This is a genomic window from Kribbella sp. NPDC051770 (assembly GCF_040681455.1).
In the GTDB taxonomy this organism is placed as follows: domain Bacteria; phylum Actinomycetota; class Actinomycetes; order Propionibacteriales; family Kribbellaceae; genus Kribbella.
In genome coordinates, this window is record NZ_JBFAYT010000007.1 from 37226 (window position 1) to 53655 (window position 16430).

Below are 16430 nucleotides of genomic sequence, written 5' to 3' on the forward strand. Positions count from 1 at the left end.
AAGTGCTCGCGGTAGCGGCATCTACTTCTTGTTGCGGTAGAGGACCATGGTGATGGGACCGAAGACCGCGACGAGAAGTACGGACGAGACGAGCACCCAGCCGATTTCCCCGGCGGGCACCGAGCCGTCCATCAGGCCGCGTACGACGGTCGCCAGGTGGCTGATCGGGTTGACCTCGACGACCGCCTGCATCCACCCGGGCATCGTCTGCGGGTCCACGAAGATGTTGCTCACGAACGTCAGCGGGAACATCACCATCATGCTGACCCCCGCCACCGAGTTCGGCGTGCGCAGGACCAGGCCAAGCATCGTCCACAGCCACGACAGGCAGAACGAGAACACCAGCAGCAGCGCGACCGACAGCACCACGCCGACGGCGCCGCCCTCCGGCCGGAACCCCAGGACCAGTCCGAGCGTGATCACGATCGCCGACCCGATCGAGTAGCGCAGCACATCGCCGAGCAGGGCGCCGACCAGCGGCGACGGTCGCCACACCGGAAGTGACCTGAACCTGTCGAACACCCCCTTCTGGATGTCGGTGTTCAGCGTGATGCCGGTGTTCATGGTGATCATGACGTTGGCCTGCACCAGGATGCCCGGCAGCAGGAACTGCAGGTACTCCTGCGTCGACCCGGCGAGCGCGCCACCGAACAGGTAGGTGAACATCAGCGTGAACATGATCGGGAACATGGTCACGTCGACGAGCTGCTCGGGCACGTGTTTGATCTTCAGCACAGCGCGCCAGCCGAACGTCAGCGAGGTGCGCACCGGGCCGGGGCGCGACGGCCGCTCGCCGGCCAGCAGCACACTGCGCAGCGCGTCCTCGGTGACCGGCGCCGGCGCCTGTTCCGCGGTCGTGGCACTCATGCGGCGTCCTCCTCGGCGGCGTGTCCGGTCAGGGTGAGGAACACCTCGTCCAGGCTCGGCTGACCGAGCGCGAACTCGGTGACGTCGATGCCGCTGCGGGCCAGCTCGGCCAGGGCGCGGGCGACCCGCTCGGGGTCGGAGATCCGCGCGGACAGCGCGGCCGGGTCGGCGGACGGCTCGGCCGGCACCTCGAGGACGCCGGCGAGGACCCGTTCGGCCTCGGCCCGCTGCTCGGGCGCACGGAGCCGTACGTGCAGCGAGCCGGCACCGACCGATGCCTTGAGCTCGCCACTCGAGCCCTCGGCGATCACCTTCCCGTGGTCGATCACCGCGATCCGGTCGGCCAGCTGGTCGGCCTCGTCGAGGTACTGCGTGGTCAGCAACACGGTGGCGCCCTCGGCGACCATGCCCCTGACGATCTCCCAGACCTGGTTCCTGCTGCGCGGGTCGAGCCCGGTCGTGGGCTCGTCGAGGAAGATCAGTTCGGGAGTGACGACCAGGCTCGCCGCGATGTCGATGCGCCGGCGCATCCCGCCGGAGTACTTCTTCACCTGCCGGTCGGCCGCCTCGGCAAGACCGAACGCGTCGAGCAGGTCGGCCGCCCGCTCCCTGCCTCGGCGGCGTGAGTAGCCGAGCAACCTGGCGAGCAGCAACAGGTTCTCCACCCCGGTGAGGTCCTCGTCGACCGACGCGAACTGCCCGGTGAGGACCACCCTGCTCTGCACCGCCCGGGCGTCACGCACGACGTCGTACCCGAGCACTTGCGCCTCTCCGGCATCGGGGCGCAGGAGCGTGGCCAGCATCCGGATCGTGGTGGTCTTGCCCGCCCCGTTCGGACCGAGCACGCCGTACACGCCCCCGGCACTCACGGCCAGGTCCACACCGGCGACCGCGTGGGTCTTGCCGAAGCTCTTCTTCAACCCGCTCGTCTCGATCGCGAGCTTTCCCATGGGTTCGACTCCTTCTCTCGGTGTCGCGAACCGACTGGTTGAGTGCTAGTCAAATTTGAGTACTTGATCAGACTGCACGAGAAGGAAGAGCTAGTCAAGTTTTACTAGAAGTGCGTCTCGAGGTGGTCGGGGACCGTTCGCCACGAACCCGGATCATCGGCCATGGTGTAGGCGCCCTCGGACAGTCGTTGGCTCAGGCTCTTCGCCCACTCCAGTTCGATGCGAGCGTGTCCCGCCCACAGTTCGACCTGATCGCGAACGTGCTCGGGGGTGTCCCGATCGGGGTGCTCGCGCCACTTGGCCTGCTCTTCGAGCTCCGCTTCCAGGCGCACGACCCGCTCGTCAACGTGCGCGATGGCATCCGCCCTGGTCAGCATGGGCAACATGGCGATGGCCGCGTCGAGCATGGTGGGGTCATGGGTGCGCCGCAGACCGTCGCGGACCAGTTCGACGATCTCGTCACGTCCCTGAGCCGTCACGTGGTACAGAACGCGCTCCGGCCCGGAGTTGCCCGGCTCGGCTTGTTCGGTGAGGAGGCCATCAGCCGCCGCCTTCTTCAGCGCGTGATAGATCGAGCCGGGCTTGATCTTGGCCCAGATCTCCGCACGCCAGTTCTGCAGTTCGGACCGCACCTGGTAGCCATGCGCGCCGCCGGAGAGGTGCACGACACCGAGCACCAGGAGCTTCGTCGCCGACATGTGCCCCCTCCGCTCAATCTGCTCGGACTCGCTCCGCTTGCGCGCCCGCCAGGGTGGTGTCAACTCCCACCAATATTAGGGGTGCCCTCCTGGTCCGGGTGGCGTCAGCCGCCGTACGGTCCCCCGGAAGCAGCCCGGGTCGGCACTCTCCGTCGGAGTGGGGTGACTCAGGGAAGCGACGAGTTCGGCGGCGAAAAGTCGGGGGAAATCTGTCGCATGTGCGGCGGTCGAGTGGGTACTGGCTGGGAGTTTCACAGGTTCTGACAGGTAGTCGTGCTGGTCGCGGGGGCTGGACGGCGACTCATGGCAGGGCGCATGGTCCCGCGCCCTTTCTGGCCGGCGCCGACCGCCGGACCGTTCCGCCGTTCATCTGGCCCCATCGGCTCGTCGAGCCCCTGAGATGAACGACGGGACGGCCGGAACCGCCCGGGCCGAGATCGTGCCGATGGTTCCCTCCACCGTCGGCACGATTTCGGCCGCGCCCGGGCCCGGACCAGGGACTCCCGCGGGCGCGAACCGGAAGCACGTTCGCCGAGGCTGGGCACGACAGCCAGCGACGCGAGGGAGACAGCCATGCGAGTGTTCGTTGCCGGGGGAACAGGAGTCGTCGGTCGGCCGCTCGTCGCGGCGTTGCTGGAGCGTGGGCACGACGTCGCGGCCAGCACCCGTCGTACCGGCAGTCTTCAGGCGCTCGAGGCGCTCGGCGCGCGAGCGGTGGTGATGGACGGGCTCGACGCCACGTCCGTACGCCGGGCGATCGCGGGGTATCGGCCCGAGGTCGTCGTCAACCAGATGACCGCGCTCGCGGAGCCGTCGACCGACTACGGCCGCTGGCTGGCGGTGACGAACGAGCTCCGCCGCGACGGTACGAGAATCTTGATGGCCGAGGAGCTGGTGCTCGGAACCGACGGCGTGGAGGGCGTCGTACTGCGGTACGGCTTCCTGTACGGCCCCGGTACGGCGATCGGCCCGGGCGGCGACATCGCGACCGCCGTCCAGGCCGGCGAGCTCCCGATCGTCGGCGCGGGCGCCGGCCACTCCCCGTTCGTCCACGTCGACGACGCGGTCGCGGCCACGCTGCCGGCGATCGAGAAAGATGCCCAGGGCATCTACAACGTCGTGGACGACGACCCCGCCCCGCAGGCGGACTGGCTCCCGTACCTGGCCGACCTGCTGGGAGGACCGCGGCCGCGGCAAGTATCCGAGGAGGAGGCCACCCAGCGGCTCGGCCCCCAGAGCGTGTACTACGGCAACCAGCTCCGCCCGGCCGGCAACGCCAGGGCAAAGACCGACCTGGGAATGACCTTGGCCTACCCGTCGTGGCGGCAGGGTTTCCCCAAGGTGTTCGCGGAGTACAGCAATCAGCAGGTCCCGGGATCTCAGTCGCTGGCGTCCGCGCCCTGAGCTGCCCGCGATCGGGTCGAACTGTTCGCTGCGTCGGCCGACGCGTCCTGCTGGTCGAGATTGCGCCGGTAGAAGTCGTACGCCGCCTGCTTGCTCGTCCCCATCGCGAGGCCGACCTGGCTCCAGCTGGAGCCTTCTTCGCGGGCCTGACGGATCATGTGCCAGCGCGCGCCGGTGAGCAGCTCGACCACGCGCCGGCTCGCGCGCAGCGCCTCCAGCCCGGTCACGCCCGGCAGATCCCCCAGAGCCTTCACAAGGGTCGCGACCGGTTGACCGGCTTCCCGGCCTTCTTCGATGTCGCGCTCATACCGCTCCCGCTCATCACTGACTCGCAGCACCTCGAGCAACTGCTCCAGACTCCTACTGTCCGGCGGCCCCGGAGGTTGCACTACGTCACCACCCATGACGTCAAGATAACTTGACGACAAGCTCAACGCTACTGGCGTCAAGTTACCTTGACGCGGATCGATCGTCAAGCTACCTTGACGATATGAGCACAAGCGCACTCTCCGGAACGCGGCGGACCCGACGGCCCGTCGGAGAACCGGCCGATGTCCGCGCGCTCCCACCGCACGAGAACGCACTGGCGAGAAGGTTCGCGCAGCTCGCCCTGGAACTGCACGACTCCGGCGGCATCGAAGAAACCGTCGGCGCCGTCGTCGAGTTCGCACTGCAGGCACTGAACTGCTCGCACGCCGGCGTCGCGCTCACCACCAACCGCGGCCGCGAGCTCGAGATCCCCGCCGTCACCCACCCGGTCGTGGCCGAGATCTACCAGCTCCAGGTCGGCGGCGGCAAAGGCCCGCTCACCGAGTCGATGCGCGACCACGCCATCGTCCGCGTCCGCGACACCGCCACCGACCACCGCTGGCCCGAGTGGGCCGCCACGGTCCGCGCCCTCGGCGTACGCAGCGTCCTCGACATGCCACTGACCACCGGCAAAGCCCCCGTCGTCGGCGTACTCGGCCTGTACTCCGCACAACCCGACGCCTTCGGCCCCGACGACGAGGCCATCGCCCACATCCTCGCCCGGCACGCCTCCGTCGCCGTCGCCACCACCCGCCACGAAACCACCCTCGCCGCCGCCGTCGACGCCCGCAAACTCGTCGGCCAAGCCATGGGCATCCTGATGGAACGCTTCAACCTCGACGGCGACCGAGCCTTCGCCATCCTCAAACGCTACTCCCAAGACACCAACACCAAACTCCGCGACGTCGCACAAGAACTGATCGACACCCGTCGCCTGCCGCACTGACGGCTCCTGCTCGGGCGCACCGCATGGGAGGCGGCCGTGCCGGGTACCGGACTGCGGTGTCGAATCACGTGGTGTGGACCGCCGCGGCAGTGGACGAACTGGACGCGGCGATGCTGAACGGGCCGTTGGATGCCTGTGTGCTGGTGAACATGCTGGAGGCCCGGCAACTGCTGCCCTCCGGCTGGGACGACCCGGACGAGGACGAGATCAAGGTGCTGTACGCGCACGGGTTACGGGCGGTCTACCACCTGGTCGGCGCAGGCACGACCATCGAGGTCCTGGAGGTCGGAGCCGAGTTCTGAGGCGCTCCGGGTGTACGGCGAGCACCCACCACGTCAAGCCTTCCGCAGCAGCGCGATCGCGGCACCGATGAGCCACAGGCCGAAGGCGACGGAGCCGGTGCCGGCGGTCCAGAAGCCTGACAGGCAGAGCAGCGCGACGGCGTACGACGTCCAGATCGCCCACCGGGGCAGGGTTCGAGTGCGTTGACCGATTCGGGCTGTCACGGCGACCACCACCGCACCGCCGACCAGACCGGTGAGTGCTACGACGACGCTCGCCGTACCAAGTACCCGAGCGACGTCCGGGTCCGGAGTGAACTCGGCCGACCACGCGCTGAACGCGGTCGCCACATCAAGCGAGACGCCGGTGATCATCAGCCCACCGAACAGCGCTGCCGCTGGGACGATGGCATGGGTGAGCAGATCGCCACCGGACAAGCGATCCAGAATCTGACGCAGCCCCACAGCGAACCACAGCAGCAGAGCCACGCCCGCGCTGAGCAGCGGCAGCCCGATACCGGCTGCAGCCTGGCGGGTGTCGTCGTTGAGCCTCCGCAGGATGTCGGCATCCGACATCCCAGGCGCGTCGACACCGACCGACGCGGTGAGCGCCACCGCGCCGGCGAGCAGTACGACGGAGGCGATGCCGGCCCATCCCGCCCGGCGAAGAGCTTGTGAATCGTCCATGCCGCCTCCCACGCCGAGTTTGCACACGTCCCGGTCGCGCCAGCAAGACAAGAAGGCACCAGCCGCACGCGGAACAGCTATGAGGACCGCCTGCTGATCCACTTCCCCATCTCGCCGACTCCGACGGCGGCCCGCACCCCCTCGAACCGTCCCCCGTCAAGATCTCCGGCGTCGATCAGTCGCACACCCGCCGTGACCTTTGATCAGCGGGTGTCCGCCTCGGCTAGCAGGTCCGCGAGTTGCGGCTCGCGTCTGGCCTTGTATCCGTCGGCGACGGTGGTTCGGCCCAGACCTGACGGGTACTTTATGGCGGCAGCCATCGCGTCGGTTGCTTCTTGGTTCTCGAGTGTGAGGTCGGCGCCGACCAGACGAAGTGCCCGCGCCAGCGACGTCTTCGGAAGGTCCGGTAGCTTCTCGACGTCGAAGCTGGCGTCGGCACGGAAGACGAGGAAGATCTCGTCACCGATTCCGAGATCGTCGGCTTCGAGGAATCGCCTAATGCTGCCGTACGCCGGCTGATGGTTCCTCCACGAAAACTTCTGCGGCCCGAGTCGGCTCGGCAATTCTGCCTGCGTGCCTGGGGACAAGCCGAGAATGGTGGCAACTGCGGTCGACGAACCCCAACCGCTCCCCCGCAGATGGTCGTGGGTGACAGTAGTGCGGTACAACCACTCGTCGCCACGTCGGTAGTAGCCCTGAACCTTGGCAGGGTTCTTTCCACCGACGATCCCCACCGACTGAACACGCACCATCCCGTTTCGGACCTCATACGGTGCGCTCCCGGCATACACATTCACTGAAGCAGATGCAACTCCGAACCGTTCAACCAGAGAGTCGATCACTGTAGCAAGGGAGAGCTCACCACCCGCCTGATCCAGCAACTTGCCGATCTCCGCGCGAATGTTGCTGTACTTCTCCATCCCCCACACGGCCAGGGCCCAGTGCTCGACGTCGACCTTGTGAAATCGTGGGTCGACATTGAGTTGATTGCGAAGATTGCCGAGAGATCCTCGACCCACCCGCTCGATGATCACCTGGATCGGCAACGGTCCACCCTCGATCGACAGGTGCGCTGCGGCGAGGTCATTGATGGAGCTCGTACGCAGCAGCACGTATCCGGCGCGCTGCTCGTACCCGAGATAGGTCAGCCAGTCGGTCAGCCACGGTAGAGTCCCCGGATCATCGGCGCCGACCAGACCGACGTCCTCCAACCGGACCACTCCGAACTCGTCAGCCAGCTCGTCGAGGTAGATCGCCGTCTCGCGCTTCGCCGCCTCGAGGCTCGGTTCGACACACCACCCGTCGGCAATCTCGTAGGTGTCGTCCAGGACATCGATAACGCGCCAAGCCGGCTGGCCGACGCTCTCGATGGTCCGTTCGAGCGCGGGGACTACAGCGAGCACCTCAGCCAGCGGGCGAACGCCGCGAACCTCGCTTCGGACGAGGGCAGCGATGTGACCAACCGCAGTTCCTTCCGCGACGAGCTCATGCAACTTTGTGCGCGCCCGAGACTCGAGCTGACGGATGCGCTCGCGACTGACGTCGAACTCCTTGCCGAGCTGCTCCAACGTCACCGGCGACCAAGAGAAGAGCCGGCGAGCAAGGATGGTGCGATAACGCTCGTCCATCCCGAGAATCGCCTGCTCGAGCAGGTCCGCCGCGCTTGTCGGCGACATCGGCAAGACCTCGGTGGCCGACAGCGAATGTATCCGCCGGTGTGCGGCGATGACTTCTCCGGGCGCCCCAAGTGCGTGCGGAGCCAGTAATCCGCGATCAACTTGACCGGTGGTTTGATTCCACTCGGCGAGGGTCTCGATGTCGTTGATCAGAGCGCTGATCCACGAAGCAGGTGGAGCAGGCTCGGCTACGGCACCGGTGTCGTCCACCAGCGCGGCCTGCGGCAGGGACGTCGATCGGTCAGCCAAGGTCCGAAGGATCGAAGCCACTGTTCCTATGCCAGCGTTGCGGTAGGCAAGGAGCTCGTCGACGCGCAGGTCGACCAACTCGCCCGTCGTCAGTCGCTTCTCGCGATGCAGGACGTTGTAGGCACGGACAGGTAGTCGGAGATCCTCGATCGGTATGTCCAGCGGTACGCCGGGCAGGATCTCACCGATCGTCCACTGTCCCAACTGATCGATCGCGACCGCCACAATGCTGTCGAAGACGATTCGGCGCTGCGACTGGTCCGTCTCGTCGATCGCTGTCTCCGGCCAGGAACCCATATCAGGCAAGGTCTTGATCGCGAGCCATGGGAAGGCGTCTCGCCAGACTCGTGGGGCCAGGTCGACGACCTCCGACCGAGCAACCGACGCTGGCTCGGTCATTGCTTGGCCTCGGACTCGTCGACAGCGATCTCGTCGGCTTTGTCCGCGACTACAACGGAGTACTGGATCAGTTCCCGCTTGTTGCGGACTGAGGCGTCAGGAACTCGCAAGGAGATGAGACCGACGACCTGAGGACGGTCGACCGGAGTCAATTCACTGGTCTCGTTCTGGTCGGCAACCAACGAGATCACCAGAACACCCCTCGTGCTGCTCGCCCCGAGCATCGCGAAGTTCCCCCCTTGGGGTACGGCCTCGGCGGAGAGAAGGTTGCGCTTGTTCTCGCCGGTGAAGTCGATGCGTGGCGGCTGGCGGCGCTTCCGTTTCCAGATCGGTGCGGCGGCGGCCAACTCCGGGAACGAAAGCATTCGTCCCGCGGTCTCCCGCTTCCGCTGTGGCCACATGATCGCCCAGTCCTTGATTGCGCCGCTCTTCGTCGCCGTCGAGATGAATGCGCGGAGTGGCCCGATCACACCGTCGTAGTCGGGGTGCCAGACGAGCTTTTCGAAGTACTCCTCGAACTCGGCGGCGTCTATGAGCCCAACCTTCGCTGACTGGGTCTTCGGCGTCTTGTCCGTGTCCACGTACGGCAGTTCCGCGTCACGTGTCGCTCGCTGCAACAGCGGGAGGATCACGTCTGTCAGGTTCGCGTGGTGCTCATCAGCTCCCCTGGGAGGAATCGATGACAGTTGATGGAACGTACCAACTGAGCCACGTGACTTCACGACCGCGTTGAACATCTTGTTCCGCGCTGTTGGCTTGAGCCAGGGGAGGTGCTGGCTGACGAGCGGGGGGATGTGCCGCGGCTCGACCAGCGGCTTGCCTTCCTCGTCAAGGCCGGCGTACTGGGCCAGCTCGGCCCGGAAGGCCTCCTCGTCGAGCAGCAGGGCCTCGAACGCCTCGTAGAGGTCCGCCAATTCGTCACGACGAATGTAGAGGCGAACAAGGTCGGAGTACCCCTCGCGAAAACCGAACCAGCGCCCCGCCTGCATGAGAGTGTCGGCCTGTCCGGCCTTGCGGCGGAAGAACGTTGTTGTGAGGCCTTCGACAGTGAATCCCCGGCTGAGCTTCGCGCCTCCGATCAGAATCCGCCAAACCCGCCCTGCGTCGAAGTCGAGTGCCTGCTGCTGCTCCTGGACCGCCTTGTCTGAGTTCACGATCAGTACCGGGTCCGAGCCGCCGCTCGTCATTTCTGCTACGGCCTGACCGACGTACGGTCTGATGTCATCGAAGCTGGACGGCACCGGTTCGCCGTCGGCGCGACCGAGCATAACTGGCAGGAAGTCATCGTCGAAGAGTTTGCGGAGCCTGGTCAGGCCCTCACCGGACGTGAATCTCCCGCTGTCCCAGAGAGAGCGGACGACAGTGGCAGAGTCGAGGTGGGCCTTGTTGCCCAGCTCCTCGTGGACGAGCATCGTGTGGTGCCGGTAGAGACGGCCGCTGACGGACGAGCGGTACTTCTTCATTGCTCCGCTCAAGACCCAGGAGTCGATCGCGTCGCGAAGCTCTTCGCGATGAAGATCGGGGTCGTGGTTCGGATTCGCCTTGATCGAGCGGGCGAAGGCGACCTCGTTCGACGTCACCGCGGTCTTCGGCACGTTCTCCCAGTCGGGATCGACGTCGTGGAACTCCTGGACACCCATGTAGTCCTCAGGGCGAGGCAGGGAGAGCACGAAGTCTGACGGAAAGAGATTGCTGTCGTCGTCCGGATCGATGAACACGTTGGCGAAAGGGGTAGCGGTGTAGCCGACGTACTGCGCGCGGGGGACAATCCTCATCAGGTCGGTGATGTGATGGTTGATCGTCGTCCGTGCGGTGGACTTCTTCGGATCCTTGGTGTTGACCGACGCGAGATCGGACTCGTCGTCGATGATGAGCGCCGGCAGCTCCGCGAGCATCGCCTGCAGCGGCTTCAGATCCTTGATCAGCTTCGTCAGCGGTGCCGAGTTCTTCTTCACGATGACCACGTAAGCGTCGGCATGGAAAAGATTCTCAGCAGCGTTCAACGGCTTGGTCTTGTCGTGCCGCTCGTACCGAAGCTGGGACATCCCCTGTGGAAGGCTCTTGTAGTCGTTGTGGTGGGTCGTCACCCGACGAATGCGCGCCACTCCGGGTTGGTTGAGTGCTGGCTCGGAGTGCCGTACGAATTTGTCGTGCAGCCATTCCTCGTCCTGCTGGTAGTCGAGGCCCTTCGCCACCACCGGATCTGCCGGGTCCTGGCCGGACAGGACGTTCTCGACGCCCATCAGCTCCATGTCGATACGGCGCTGCGTCTGGGCACGGAGGATCTCGATCGTGCCGGTCATGACGATGACCAGGCGGTAGCCGGCGTCGACCGCTTTCGCGATCACTCCGGTGAAGTTCGCGGTCTTCCCGCTCTGCACGTAACCGACGACCAGGCCCTTGGTCTGCTTGATCTCGGCGCGGGTCGGGTCGCTGAGGCGTTCGATCACGGAATTGGTGCTCTGGTCGAGCGTTGTGATCGAGGACGCTGGCCACCTCTTGATCTCCGCGAGGTACTTCTCGTAGTCGTCCCAATAGAGGCTGCTGCGCTGATGCCGCGCCTCCTCGTACCAGGGCTCGAACTCCTTGCTGATGATGATCGACTTCTTCTGATGAACTGGAATGACAGCGCGGATGACTTCCTCGGCCGCGGGAGACAACCCCAATTGGTGGACCACCGCACGCCGTCGCGCGATCGTCGAAGGGGCTGTTGGCACGCCGTCGAGCCCGGGTGAATCGAGGTCTTCGCGGGCGTCCCATTTGGAGAAGGCAAGCCGGAGAGCGATCATCGCGTTGTTGTTGACGGACGCGACTCTGACGAAGGCGAGCAGTTCCTCCTCCGAGACTTCACCACCACCGAACATCGTCAGCACCGGTAGGAGCGGACCGGGTGTCTGTTCCGCGAAGCCTTGCAGGAGGTTACGGAGAGGCGTCGCCCATCCTGGGGATGTGCCGTTGTCTACCTCGGTCATGAGAGCTCCTCGTCAAAGGCCACGAGATCCGCCAGCGGCTCGGGCAACGGATCGGGGTTGGAGTAGGTCAGATCAACGCGGTACGCGAGGTCACCGATCAGATCCAGGTGCGGGACGACCTGGTCGAGTCGTGCGGTCGTCAGGGCGGGGAACTGCTCGTTGATATCGAAAGCACGTGGCGTGTTTCGAGTGGTCCAGAACGTGGTGTAAAGATCCCCGTGGGCGTCATCCCACCCTAGGGCTTCGAGGCTGGTGTCGACGGCCGGACGGTAGGCGCCCGAACTCGTACGGACCCGTGAGATCAACTGTCCGAGTGTCAGCCCACCCTCATGGTTGCTACGAGTCAGCTGGATCGAGACCAGACTCAGCGGAACATTGCGGAGTGGCACGAGCTGCCGGAGTCCGTGCATCATGTGGCGTCGACGTTCACTGGACGTCGATTTGACCTCCAGATGCACGTGACCGAACACGAAGTCGTGTTCTTCCGACAGCGGGCCCTGCCACGATGCGATCGCGGCGCCTGCTCCGATCTTTTCGATCAGGTACTCGAGAACCAGAAGCTCGCCGAACAGCCCCAGTTCCTTCTCGACGCTCAGGCGGGCCTCACCGGCGAAGAGCATGCGGTGTTTCGTCACGGCGAACGCGGCCGCCGCCGCGAGCGGTTCGCTCTGCAGCTGGAGCCTGTCAGCCACGCTGGTCAGCAGGCCGTAGGCACCATGAACGTTCCCCTCAACTGAAACCGACAGCTCAGCCAGATCTCCGCCATCCGAACTCGCCACGTTGAAGGTGATGTTGCGCCACTTCGCGACGTCCGGTTCTGGCGGCTCGAAGTCGGTGATCAGCGTGATCGTGCCGTGAGCCGGATGGATCACGAGTTCGCACGCCGGCGTCCCGACGATGGGCAGTACTACGGGGTGCCCTGAACTCCAGACGGCGTCGATGTTCGCCACCGACAGGTGACGAACGTCCGTCACCTGATCAGCCGATGTCGAGCCCGCGCTACTCACCGCGCATCTCCTCCTCGGCCTTGACAGCGGCACCGAGAATCGCGCGCCAGAGAGCGATGTTGTCCTTGTCCTTCGGTCCCAGGTGTGCGCCTTCGAACACCGTGTGGGCCAGCAGGAACAGGAGCGCCTTGACGACGGGCGCATCGTTCAAACTCCCCCGCTCGGGGGCGAAGAGATAGCGGTATCGACTGTTGATCCACAACGTGCTGTTGCCGAAATCGACCTCGATGAACTCGTCGTCGGGGAGACGCTTCCACTGCAGGTTGAGAGCATCGGTGTGGATCAGCGGGAGTTCTCTCTCGATGGACCTTCGCAGTTTCGGCGCGAACCCTTTGTCGGGAGTGATCACCGGTCGACGCCTGCTGATCCGGCGGTTGCCCTCGACGTAGCGGGTCTCGGCGTCCTTCAGGAAGGTGTCGAACGTGGTTCCATCCGCCGCAGCGGCGTGGTCCAGCGCGTCCCGAAAGATGGGCTCGAAGCGAAGGCCGGCCTTCTCGGGATTCATCGTGAGAAAGGAGCCGATCGCGGTTTCGTCGTCAAGTACGACGCGAGCGAGCTGACGCTGGATGGAGGGGTTCGCCACCTCCGCCCACCCTCCCACTTGCAACAGGCGGTCGTTTCTGTAGATGTAGAAGCCTTGGAACTGGTTCCCTGGCTTGCCGCTCATGCGGAAACCCGTGATGTCGACCTTTGGTGGCCAGATGTGGCACTGCAGAACGACTTGACGCCCTCCCGACTCCGCAACCACCGCCTTGGGGTAGTCCGGGTGACCTGAGCTGGCGTAACCGAACGGGTCGATCGCCTCGACCGGCGTTCCGATCGCCTCATCGGCGTACTCCAGCTCGTCGACCACGATCTCGAGGTCGAGTGCATTCTTGGTGATGAGGCGGTGAAAGGTGACACCCAGATGCGACCGGAGGCTGCGTTCGGCGTTCGCGATCCAGGTCCGTGCCTCCGTGGTGTTGGCACCGCGATAGGCACCTCGAAGCTCGCTCCAGACAACGGAGGTCCCGCGGTCCGCTCCGATCACCCGCTTGCGTTGCACCTCCGCGTTGGACGCAGCGTCGTCGGACAGCACCTCGCAGGAGAAATCCTTCGAGAAGTCGCTGCGCCGGATGCGACGACCCACCGGAACCGCGCCGTACCGTGATGACCACACGGTGAGGACATCAGCGTGTCCGAACGATGCAGCCTTCATCCCGATCCCGAAGTGACCGAGATCGTTGTCGGAGTACTCACGCTGATGCCCGAGCGTCATCGCTTTGTCGACCCCTGCTGAGTCCATCCCAGTACCGTTGTCGAACACCTCGACTTGAACGAGCCTCTCGCTGTCAGTCAGCAGCCGGACGGCGACCTTGGTCGCGCCAGCATCGAGGCTGTTGTCCACGAGATCAGCGATCGCGGACTCCAGCGTGTGGTTCGCGCCAAGACTCTTGACCAGTCCGGCATCGGGAGCAAGATTGATGGTCTCAACAACGTCGCTGCCATTCACCGGGTGATGACCTTCCGGGCACGACTCTTCCGCAGCACGATTCCCGACATGTACTTCCCCCCAAAAGATGTGTACGTAGTGGCCCCCATGCCACTGGCCTGCGTGCTCTTGCGCCTTCAGGCCTCAAGAGCCGCACACTCCGACGATCCGCCGTCCAGGCGCGTCGTTAGTTCCTCCCCTTGACGCGTCTATCGTGCCGGCTCGGCCGATCGTTACAGTCTGTCGCGATCACGTTCGTCCTCAAGACCGCGATGGGGACGGCCCGTACCTTCCGTGCAGCAGGACTGCACGTCACGGTGACGGAACTGCGCGTCCATGCCGGAGAGACGGAGTACGCCGGCCTCGTAGGCCCAATCGAGGATCACCAAGTAGTCGCGTGGGAGTCTCCGGTCCGCGCCTAGACGTACAGGAAGGGCTGACGCCGCAGACACCATCGCCACACGGACGACCACTGCGGCGAACACAGAGGGTCCATGAAGCACACGTATCCCAGTGCTGCCGCATCGACCACTCCCCGTCGATCCGCTGAGGAAATGTTGTTCACGACGGTGCGGGAGCTGATGGAGCACTGAAGGATGCGTGCGGGAGCCCTGGTCAGGGGCAGGGCTCCCGCCAGCGGCTAGGCCGGGGTCGTCCAGCGTTGGTTGGCGCCGCCTGTGCAAGTCCAGATCTGCAGGCGGGCGCCGTCAGCGGAGTTGTTGTCTCGTACGTCGAGGCAGGTGTTGCTCGCGGCGTTGATCAGTGTGCCGTTGGAGCGGGTCCAGCGTTGGTTGGGGCCGCCGAAGCAGTCCCAGAGTTGTACGGCGGTGCCGTTCGCGGTGCCGTTGCCCGTCACGTCGAGGCACTTGCCGAGGGCCCGGATGGTGCCGTCGGTGCCGACGGTCCACTGCTGGTTGGGGCCGGAGGAGCAGGTCCACAGCTGGGGCTGGTTGCCGTTGGCGGTGGAGCCGTTGGTGACGTCGAGGCACTTGCCGCCGAGGCCGGTGATGGGGCCGGTGTTACCGCCGGTGGGCGGGTTGCCGCCGCCGTTGCCGGGCCAGGTGAAGGTGGCCATGGCGCCGCCGGGGAGGTTGTAGCCGAAGTTCTGGCCGCCGTAGGAGACCTGGAAGTTCTGGGTGCCGCCGCTGTTGATCGCGACCAGGACGATGGTGCCGTCGGGGTTGCGGAAGGCAACGTTCTGGATGCCGCCCTCGCCGTAGCCGGTGGAGTCGATCCGGACCGCGCCGGGGCGGACGAACTTGCTCAGGTGACCGAGTACGTAGTACTCGGCGTTGTAGGCGACGTTGTTGCCGTCGACGGTCGCGACGCCGGTGCAGTTGCCGCAGCTGCCGATCACCGGGCCGTTGGCGTTGTTCAGCGCCATGTTCCAGGTGGTCACCGTGCGGGCCCAGTTGCGCGTCGTACCGATCGCCAGGTTGATGCCCTGCCAGCGCAGCGAGTCGCGGAAGGTCGAGGCGTCGTCACCGGACTTGGTGCCGGAGCACTCGGTGAAGAAGATCTCCTTGTTCGGCTGCGCGTTGCGCACCACCGACTGCCCCGACGGGTTGCCGCCGTAGCAGTGCCAGGCCGAGCCGACGACGTTGTTGCCGGTGCTGTTGTTCACCGTCTGCGCGTACGACGTGTCGTCCCAGTTGTGGTCGTAGCCGAGCATCCGCGCGTCCAGCCCGGCCGCGCGCAGCTTCGGCACCAGGTTGTTGATGATGTTGCTCTGCTGCCCGGCGAGCATGTACATCCCCGGGTACCCGGGCGGCGAGAACTTCGGCTCGTTCTGCACGCTCAGGTAGTCGATCGGTACGCCGGCCGCCTGGTACGCCTGGGTGAACTTGACCAGGTAGTCGGCGTACACCCCGATCCGGCTGTCGCTGAGCGAGCCGCCGATCAGGTTGTTGTTGTCCTTCATCCAGGCCGGCGCGCTCCACGGCGTCGCCATCACCGAGATCTCCGGGTTCAGCGCCAGCGCCTGCTTGACCAGCGGCAGGATGTACGACTGGTCGTGCGCGATCGAGAACCGGGACAGGCTCGGGTCGGCGGCGCCGTCGTTGTAGGTGTAGAAGCTGCGCGAGAAGTCGGTCGAGCCGATCGGCTGGCGCAGGAAGCTGAGGCCGATCCCGCTGCCGCGGTTGAACAGCGCGTTCATCACCTCGTTGCGGCGCGGTGAGTTGAAGATGTTCCACGCTGCGGCGTCGGTGAACGAGGCACCGAAACCGACCATCGACTGGTACGTCGTACCGGGGTTGACCGTGATCGTCGGCCCGGAGCCGCCGGAGCCGAAGCTCAGGTCGCCCTGCCGGCCGAGCAGGCTGGAGCGGTTCGGGGTGGTCAGGTAGACCGCGACGTTCGGCGCGGCCGAGGCGGTCTGGGCGGGCACCGTCAGGCAGGTGGCCGCGACGACGGCGGCCGCCGCGGCGGACAGGACGACGCCACGGCGGCGCCGGGCGCGGGGTTTCCAGAAGGACGACATGACTCTCCTTGCGGGGGCGGGCGACCGGCGCC

At 65.7% G+C, this 16430-nt stretch carries 13 protein-coding genes; 3 read left to right on the forward strand and 10 right to left on the reverse strand.

Going from position 1 to position 16430, the window contains the following annotated elements; translation table 11 throughout:
* Positions 1-21: 21 nt before the first annotated feature.
* The 3 genes from AB0M01_RS22955 to AB0M01_RS22965 all read right to left on the reverse strand — a co-directional run bounded on the left by AB0M01_RS22955 (position 22) and on the right by AB0M01_RS22965 (position 2515).
* Positions 22-867, reverse strand: a complete 846-nt coding sequence (locus AB0M01_RS22955; RefSeq protein WP_363672631.1) for an ABC transporter permease — start codon at positions 865-867, stop codon at positions 22-24.
* On the reverse strand, positions 864-1817 hold the full coding sequence (locus AB0M01_RS22960) for an ATP-binding cassette domain-containing protein (RefSeq protein ID WP_363672633.1): 954 nt from the start codon (positions 1815-1817) through the stop codon (positions 864-866). The genes AB0M01_RS22955 and AB0M01_RS22960 overlap by 4 nt, the downstream gene beginning before the upstream one ends.
* A gap of 104 nt (positions 1818-1921) precedes the next feature.
* Positions 1922-2515, reverse strand: a complete 594-nt coding sequence (locus tag AB0M01_RS22965) for a PadR family transcriptional regulator (protein WP_363672635.1) — start codon at positions 2513-2515, stop codon at positions 1922-1924.
* A gap of 573 nt (positions 2516-3088) precedes the next feature.
* Here AB0M01_RS22965 and AB0M01_RS22970 point away from each other — a divergent pair.
* A complete protein-coding gene (locus AB0M01_RS22970) occupies positions 3089-3919 on the forward strand; it encodes an NAD(P)-dependent oxidoreductase (RefSeq protein ID WP_363672637.1) in 831 nt (276 codons plus the stop codon).
* On the opposite strand, the gene AB0M01_RS22975 is transcribed toward AB0M01_RS22970, so the two are convergent.
* Positions 3895-4266: a hypothetical protein gene (locus AB0M01_RS22975; RefSeq protein ID WP_363672639.1), complete on the reverse strand. Its 372-nt coding sequence runs from the start codon at positions 4264-4266 to the stop codon at positions 3895-3897. The genes AB0M01_RS22970 and AB0M01_RS22975 overlap by 25 nt on opposite strands.
* A 143-nt stretch (positions 4267-4409) precedes the next feature.
* Between AB0M01_RS22975 and AB0M01_RS22980 the strand changes: the two genes are divergently transcribed.
* The gene (locus AB0M01_RS22980; protein ID WP_363672641.1) at positions 4410-5174 is read left to right on the forward strand and encodes a GAF and ANTAR domain-containing protein; all 765 of its coding nucleotides are present in this window, start codon (positions 4410-4412) and stop codon (positions 5172-5174) included.
* Between the two features lie 56 nt (positions 5175-5230).
* Entirely contained in the window at positions 5231-5476 is a 246-nt protein-coding gene (locus tag AB0M01_RS22985) for a hypothetical protein (RefSeq protein WP_363672643.1), read from the forward strand.
* A gap of 33 nt (positions 5477-5509) precedes the next feature.
* Here AB0M01_RS22985 and AB0M01_RS22990 read toward each other — a convergent pair whose 3' ends face one another.
* From AB0M01_RS22990 to AB0M01_RS23015, 6 genes are all read right to left on the reverse strand, one after another.
* Positions 5510-6142, reverse strand: coding sequence for a hypothetical protein (locus tag AB0M01_RS22990; protein ID WP_363672645.1), 633 nt, complete (start codon positions 6140-6142; stop codon positions 5510-5512).
* A 203-nt stretch (positions 6143-6345) separates the two neighbouring features.
* On the reverse strand, positions 6346-8466 hold the full coding sequence (locus AB0M01_RS22995; RefSeq protein ID WP_363672647.1) for a sigma factor-like helix-turn-helix DNA-binding protein: 2121 nt from the start codon (positions 8464-8466) through the stop codon (positions 6346-6348).
* Positions 8463-11438 carry a Z1 domain-containing protein gene (locus AB0M01_RS23000; RefSeq protein ID WP_363672649.1) on the reverse strand — a complete coding sequence of 992 codons (2976 nt, stop codon included), beginning with the start codon at positions 11436-11438 and terminating at the stop codon, positions 8463-8465. Before AB0M01_RS23000 ends, AB0M01_RS22995 begins: the two co-directional genes overlap by 4 nt.
* Positions 11435-12445: a PD-(D/E)XK motif protein gene (locus tag AB0M01_RS23005; protein ID WP_363672651.1), complete on the reverse strand. Its 1011-nt coding sequence runs from the start codon at positions 12443-12445 to the stop codon at positions 11435-11437. The genes AB0M01_RS23000 and AB0M01_RS23005 overlap by 4 nt, the downstream gene beginning before the upstream one ends.
* The gene (locus tag AB0M01_RS23010) at positions 12438-13937 is read right to left on the reverse strand and encodes an ATP-binding protein (protein WP_363672653.1); all 1500 of its coding nucleotides are present in this window, start codon (positions 13935-13937) and stop codon (positions 12438-12440) included. Before AB0M01_RS23010 ends, AB0M01_RS23005 begins: the two co-directional genes overlap by 8 nt.
* A 619-nt stretch (positions 13938-14556) precedes the next feature.
* Positions 14557-16398 (reverse strand): ricin-type beta-trefoil lectin domain protein, encoded by a 1842-nt coding sequence (locus tag AB0M01_RS23015; RefSeq protein WP_363672655.1) that lies wholly within the window; start codon positions 16396-16398, stop codon positions 14557-14559.
* Positions 16399-16430: the final 32 nt, after the last annotated feature.

Bases quoted from the DNA above. Each gene is read 5' to 3' on its own strand.
- AB0M01_RS23015 (WP_363672655.1), bottom strand. From the start codon at position 16,398: ATGTCGTCCTTCTGGAAACCCCGCGCCCGGCGCCGCCGTGGCGTCGTC.
- AB0M01_RS22970 (WP_363672637.1), top strand. From the start codon at position 3,089: ATGCGAGTGTTCGTTGCCGGGGGAACAGGAGTCGTCGGTCGGCCGCTC.
- AB0M01_RS22990 (WP_363672645.1), bottom strand. From the start codon at position 6,142: ATGGACGATTCACAAGCTCTTCGCCGGGCGGGATGGGCCGGCATCGCC.
- AB0M01_RS22965 (WP_363672635.1), bottom strand. From the start codon at position 2,515: ATGTCGGCGACGAAGCTCCTGGTGCTCGGTGTCGTGCACCTCTCCGGC.
- AB0M01_RS22960 (WP_363672633.1), bottom strand. From the start codon at position 1,817: ATGGGAAAGCTCGCGATCGAGACGAGCGGGTTGAAGAAGAGCTTCGGC.
- AB0M01_RS22995 (WP_363672647.1), bottom strand. From the start codon at position 8,466: ATGACCGAGCCAGCGTCGGTTGCTCGGTCGGAGGTCGTCGACCTGGCC.
- AB0M01_RS22955 (WP_363672631.1), bottom strand. From the start codon at position 867: ATGAGTGCCACGACCGCGGAACAGGCGCCGGCGCCGGTCACCGAGGAC.
- AB0M01_RS23000 (WP_363672649.1), bottom strand. From the start codon at position 11,438: ATGACCGAGGTAGACAACGGCACATCCCCAGGATGGGCGACGCCTCTC.
- AB0M01_RS22980 (WP_363672641.1), top strand. From the start codon at position 4,410: ATGAGCACAAGCGCACTCTCCGGAACGCGGCGGACCCGACGGCCCGTC.